The organism is Cellulomonas hominis (assembly GCF_901521055.1).
Taxonomy (GTDB): Bacteria; Actinomycetota; Actinomycetes; order Actinomycetales; family Cellulomonadaceae; genus Cellulomonas; species Cellulomonas endometrii.
Genome location: NZ_CABEGA010000101.1, coordinates 1 through 4,105 on the forward strand (window position 1 = coordinate 1; position 4,105 = coordinate 4,105).

The 4,105-nt window shown below is 76.2% G+C and carries 3 protein-coding genes; 1 reads left to right on the forward strand and 2 read right to left on the reverse strand.

Annotated elements, in window-relative coordinates:
- Window positions 1-1,436: exodeoxyribonuclease VII large subunit (gene xseA / locus KJP73_RS19030; RefSeq protein ID WP_213284455.1), on the reverse strand; the 1,436-nt coding region annotated here is incomplete at its 3' end.
- A 119-nt stretch (window positions 1,437-1,555) separates the two neighbouring features.
- Here xseA and KJP73_RS19035 point away from each other — a divergent pair.
- Window positions 1,556-2,602, forward strand: coding sequence for a 4-hydroxy-3-methylbut-2-enyl diphosphate reductase (locus tag KJP73_RS19035; protein WP_213284453.1), 1,047 nt, complete (start codon window positions 1,556-1,558; stop codon window positions 2,600-2,602).
- A gap of 31 nt (window positions 2,603-2,633) precedes the next feature.
- Here the strand turns inward: KJP73_RS19035 and KJP73_RS19040 are convergent, their stop codons facing one another.
- Window positions 2,634-3,998 (reverse strand): DNA recombination protein RmuC, encoded by a 1,365-nt coding sequence (locus tag KJP73_RS19040; RefSeq protein WP_213284454.1) that lies wholly within the window; start codon window positions 3,996-3,998, stop codon window positions 2,634-2,636.
- Window positions 3,999-4,105 lie beyond the last annotated feature (107 nt).

Consider the following 4,105-nt stretch of genomic DNA (forward strand, 5'->3'; position numbering starts at 1 on the left):
CTGGTCGTCCGGGCCGTCGAGACGCGCGGCGAGCCGGGCACCGCCCGCATCGACCTCCCGCTGGTCGGCCGCACGCTGGAGGCCGACTTCGGGCCGTACCAGCTGCGGACGTTCCGGGTGCCGGCCGCCCCCGCCGCGCCGGTGGTCGAGCTGGACCTGGTGGAGCGCCCGCTCGACGGGACGGGCCCCGACGGGACGCGTCCGGTGCGGTCCGGGGCGATCGCCAGCACCGTCGCCATCAGCTCCCCGCGTGCGACGCGGACGCGGAGCGTGTCCTTGGCGGCGACGCTCGTCGCGTCCCGGACCACCGCGCCGTCGGAGGTCTGCACCACGGCGTAGCCCCGTTCGAGCGTGGCGGCGGGCGACAACGCCCGGACCTGCGCGGCCAGCGCCCGCGTGGACGTCACCGCTCCGGACAGCGCGTGGTCCAGGCTGCGGCGGGCGTGGTCCCGGAGGCGGTGCACCTCGGCCTCGCGCACGTCGACCATCGTCGCGGGGCGCGCGAGCACCGGGCGGCTGCGCAGCTGCTCCAGGCCCGCGGCCTCCCGGGTCACGCGGTGCGTCACGGCCGAGCGGATACGGGCACGGGCCTGGGTGACGCGCGCGCGCTCCTCCGCGACGTCGGGGACGATCCGCTTGGCGGCGTCGGTGGGGGTCGAGGCGCGGTAGTCGGCGACGAGGTCGAGCAGCGGGGTATCCGTCTCGTGCCCGATGGCCGACACCAGCGGGGTGCGGCACGCCGCGGCGGCGCGCACCAGCGACTCGTTGCTGAACGGCAGCAGGTCCTCCACGGAGCCGCCGCCGCGGGCCACGACGATCACGTCGACGCGCGGGTCGGCGTCCAGGTCGGCGATCGCCCGGCTGACCTGCGGCACGGCGCCCACGCCCTGCACCGCGACCTCCCGGATGACGAACTCGACCTGGGGCCACCGTGCCCGGGCGTTGACGACGACGTCGTGCTCCGCCTTCGACTCCCGGCCGCACACCAGCCCGACGACGCGCGGCAGGAACGGCAGCGGCACCTTGCGCTCGGCGCCGAACACGCCCTCCGCGGCGAGCACCCGCTTGAGGTGCTCGATGCGGGCCAGGAGCTCCCCGACGCCGACCGCGCGGACGTCGTCGGCGTTCAGCTGCAGGGTGCCGCGCTTGGTCCAGAACGTCGGCCGGGCGTGGACGACGACGTGCGCCCCCTCGGCGAGCGGCGTCTCCGAGGCGGCGAGCACCTGCGCCGGCATCGAGACGGGCAGCGACATGTCGGTGTCGGTGTCCCGGAGCGTCAGGAACGCGACGCCCGCGCCGGGCCGCCGGTTGAGCTGCACGACCTGGCCCTCGACCCACAGCGCGGACATCTTGGAGACGTAGTCGGCGATCTTCGCGGACAGCAGGCGCACGGGCCACGGCCGCTCGGGCGTGGTCTCGATCGCGCGGGCCGGCAGGTCCGCGGGGAGCCCGCCCGGACGCGCCGCCTCGGGCCGCCGAACATCGGGGGAGGACTGCTGCACGGCCCCCACCCTGCCACGCCGGGCCGACACCGCTCGCGACCTAGACTGACCGCGTGACCGTCGCCACCGGCAGCCGGCCGGACGCAGCGCCCTCCCGCGGGCGCGTGCTGCTGGCCGCCCCCCGCGGGTACTGCGCCGGCGTCGACCGCGCGGTCGTCGCCGTCGAGCAGGCCCTCGAGCACTACGGGGCGCCGGTGTACGTCCGCAAGGAGATCGTGCACAACCGGCACGTCGTCGACACGCTCGCGGCCCGCGGCGCGGTGTTCGTCGAGGAGACCGACGAGGTCCCCGAGGGCGCCCGGCTGGTGTTCTCCGCGCACGGGGTGTCCCCGGCGGTGCGGGCGGCGGCCGAGGCCCGGTCGCTACGCACCATCGACGCGACCTGCCCCCTGGTGACGAAGGTCCACCGCGAGGCGGTGCGGTTCGCCGCGGACGACCTCGACATCCTGCTCATCGGGCACCCCGGGCACGAGGAGGTCGAGGGCACCCAGGGCGAGGCGCCCGCGCACGTCCAGGTGGTCGCGTCCCCCGAGGCGGTCGACGCGGTGACCGTCCGGGACGAGAGCCGCGTCGTGTGGATCTCGCAGACCACGCTGTCGGTGGACGAGACGATGGAGACGGTCCGGCGGCTGCGCGAGCGGTTCCCGCTGCTGCAGGACCCCCCGAGCGACGACATCTGCTACGCCACGCAGAACCGGCAGGTGGCGGTGAAGAAGCTCGCCCCGGAGTGCGACGTGGTCATCACCGTCGGCTCGGCGAACTCGTCGAACTCGGTGCGGCTGGTCGAGGTCGCGCTGGAGTCCGGGGCGCGCGCCTCGTACCGGGTGGACACCGCGGCGCAGGTCGACCCGGCCTGGCTCACGGGCGCGCGGACCGTGGGCGTGACCTCCGGGGCGTCGGTGCCGGAGATCCTGGTCCGCGACGTGCTGGACCTGCTGGCCGCGCACGGGTTCGCGGACGTCGAGGAGGTGCGAACGGCCACCGAGGACCTGATGTTCTCCTTGCCCCGCGAGCTCCGCGCCGACCTCAAGGCCGCCGGCACGGAGGACCCCCGTCCGCGCCGCGAGCAGCGCCGGGACCTGGCGATCCGGCCGGTCTGACCCCGCCCCCGCCCGCGCGGAAAGCGGTAGGTCAGCCCTCCGGGCGCACGTCCCCGAGCACGGCGTCGTCCAGCGCGCCGAGCGCGTCCGAGCGGCGCGACTCCGTCCGCGTGCCGGGCGCGTCGCCGTCCAGCCCCACCACCCGCTGCTCCTCCCACGCCACCAGCTCCGGAGCGGTCACGACCGAGAGCCGGCGCTCGACGGACGGCGGGGTCGGCAGCTCGCCGTCCACCACGTGCAGGTCGGCGAACTTCCGCGCCGAGACCAGGACCCGGGACTCGAGGGACGCGACGGACTGGTTGTAGGCGGTCGCGGCCTGGTCGATCGCCCGGCCGACCTTGGACAGGTGCCCGCCGAGGGTCGCGATCCGGCCGTGCAGCTCCTTGCCCAGGTCGAGCACGGCCTGCGCATTGGTCGCGAGGGCGTCCTGCCGCCAGGCGTACGCGACGGTGCGCAGCAGCGCGAGCAGGGTCATCGGGGTCGCGATGACGACGTTCTGCTCGAACGCCCGCTCCACGATGCCGGGGTCCACGTCGAGCGCCGCGTGCAGGAACGCCTCCGCCGGGACGAACATGACCACGAACTCCGGGGCGGGGCTGAACTGGTCCCAGTACCGCTTGGCGGCGAGCTGGTCGACGTGGGCGCGCAGGTGCCGGGCGTGCGCGGCCATCCGGCGGTCCCGCTCGGCGGGGTCGGTGGCCTCGGCGGCCTCCAGGAAGCCCAGGAACGCGACCTTGGCGTCCACGACCACGCGCTTGCCGCCCGCGAGCTGCACGACCATGTCGGGGCGCAGCAGCCCGTCGGCGGTCCGCACCTGGTCCTGCTCGACGAAGTCGACGTGCGGCAGCATCCCGGCGGCCTCGACGACCCGGCGCAGCTGGACCTCGCCCCACCGGCCGCGCACCTGCGACGACCGCAGCGACGTGACGAGCTGCGCGGTCTGCTCCCGCAGCCGGCCGGCCTCCTCGCGCATCTGCCGCACCTGCTCCCCGAGCGCGGCGTCCCCCTGCACCCGGGCCTGCTCGGCGGTGCGCAGCTCGGCCCGCACGGCGTCGAGGGTGCGGGCCAGCGGGTCGACCATCGCGCGCACGGCCTGCTCGCGCTGGGCGAGGTCGCCGGACTGCTCCTGGTGCCGCGCGGCGAGGCTCTGGTGCGCGAGCGCGAGGAACTGCTCCCCGCTGGCCGCCAGGGCGTCGGCGGCGAGCGCGCGGAACCGGTCGGCCTGGTGGTCCTCGCCCGCGGCGCCGCCGAGCTCCGCCGCGGTGCGCCAGCGTGCCGCGTCCACCTCGGCCGCCCGCAGCCGCGCCGCCGACCGGCCGGAGGCGAGCAGCGCCCCGACCACCACCCCGACCAGCAGGGCCCCCGCGAGGGCGATCACCAGCGCCAGATCCGTCATGCCCCGCAGAATGCCAGCCGCCACCGACACCCCCTCCCTATGCTGGGTGGATGGTGCTCCCCGACGGCCCTCAGCCCGCGGGAGCGCACGCGCCCGCCCCGCCGTCC

Excerpts from the sequence above, each read along its gene's own strand:
- KJP73_RS19040 (WP_213284454.1), bottom strand. The coding sequence starts at position 3,998 with ATGACGGATCTGGCGCTGGTGATCGCCCTCGCGGGGGCCCTGCTGGTC.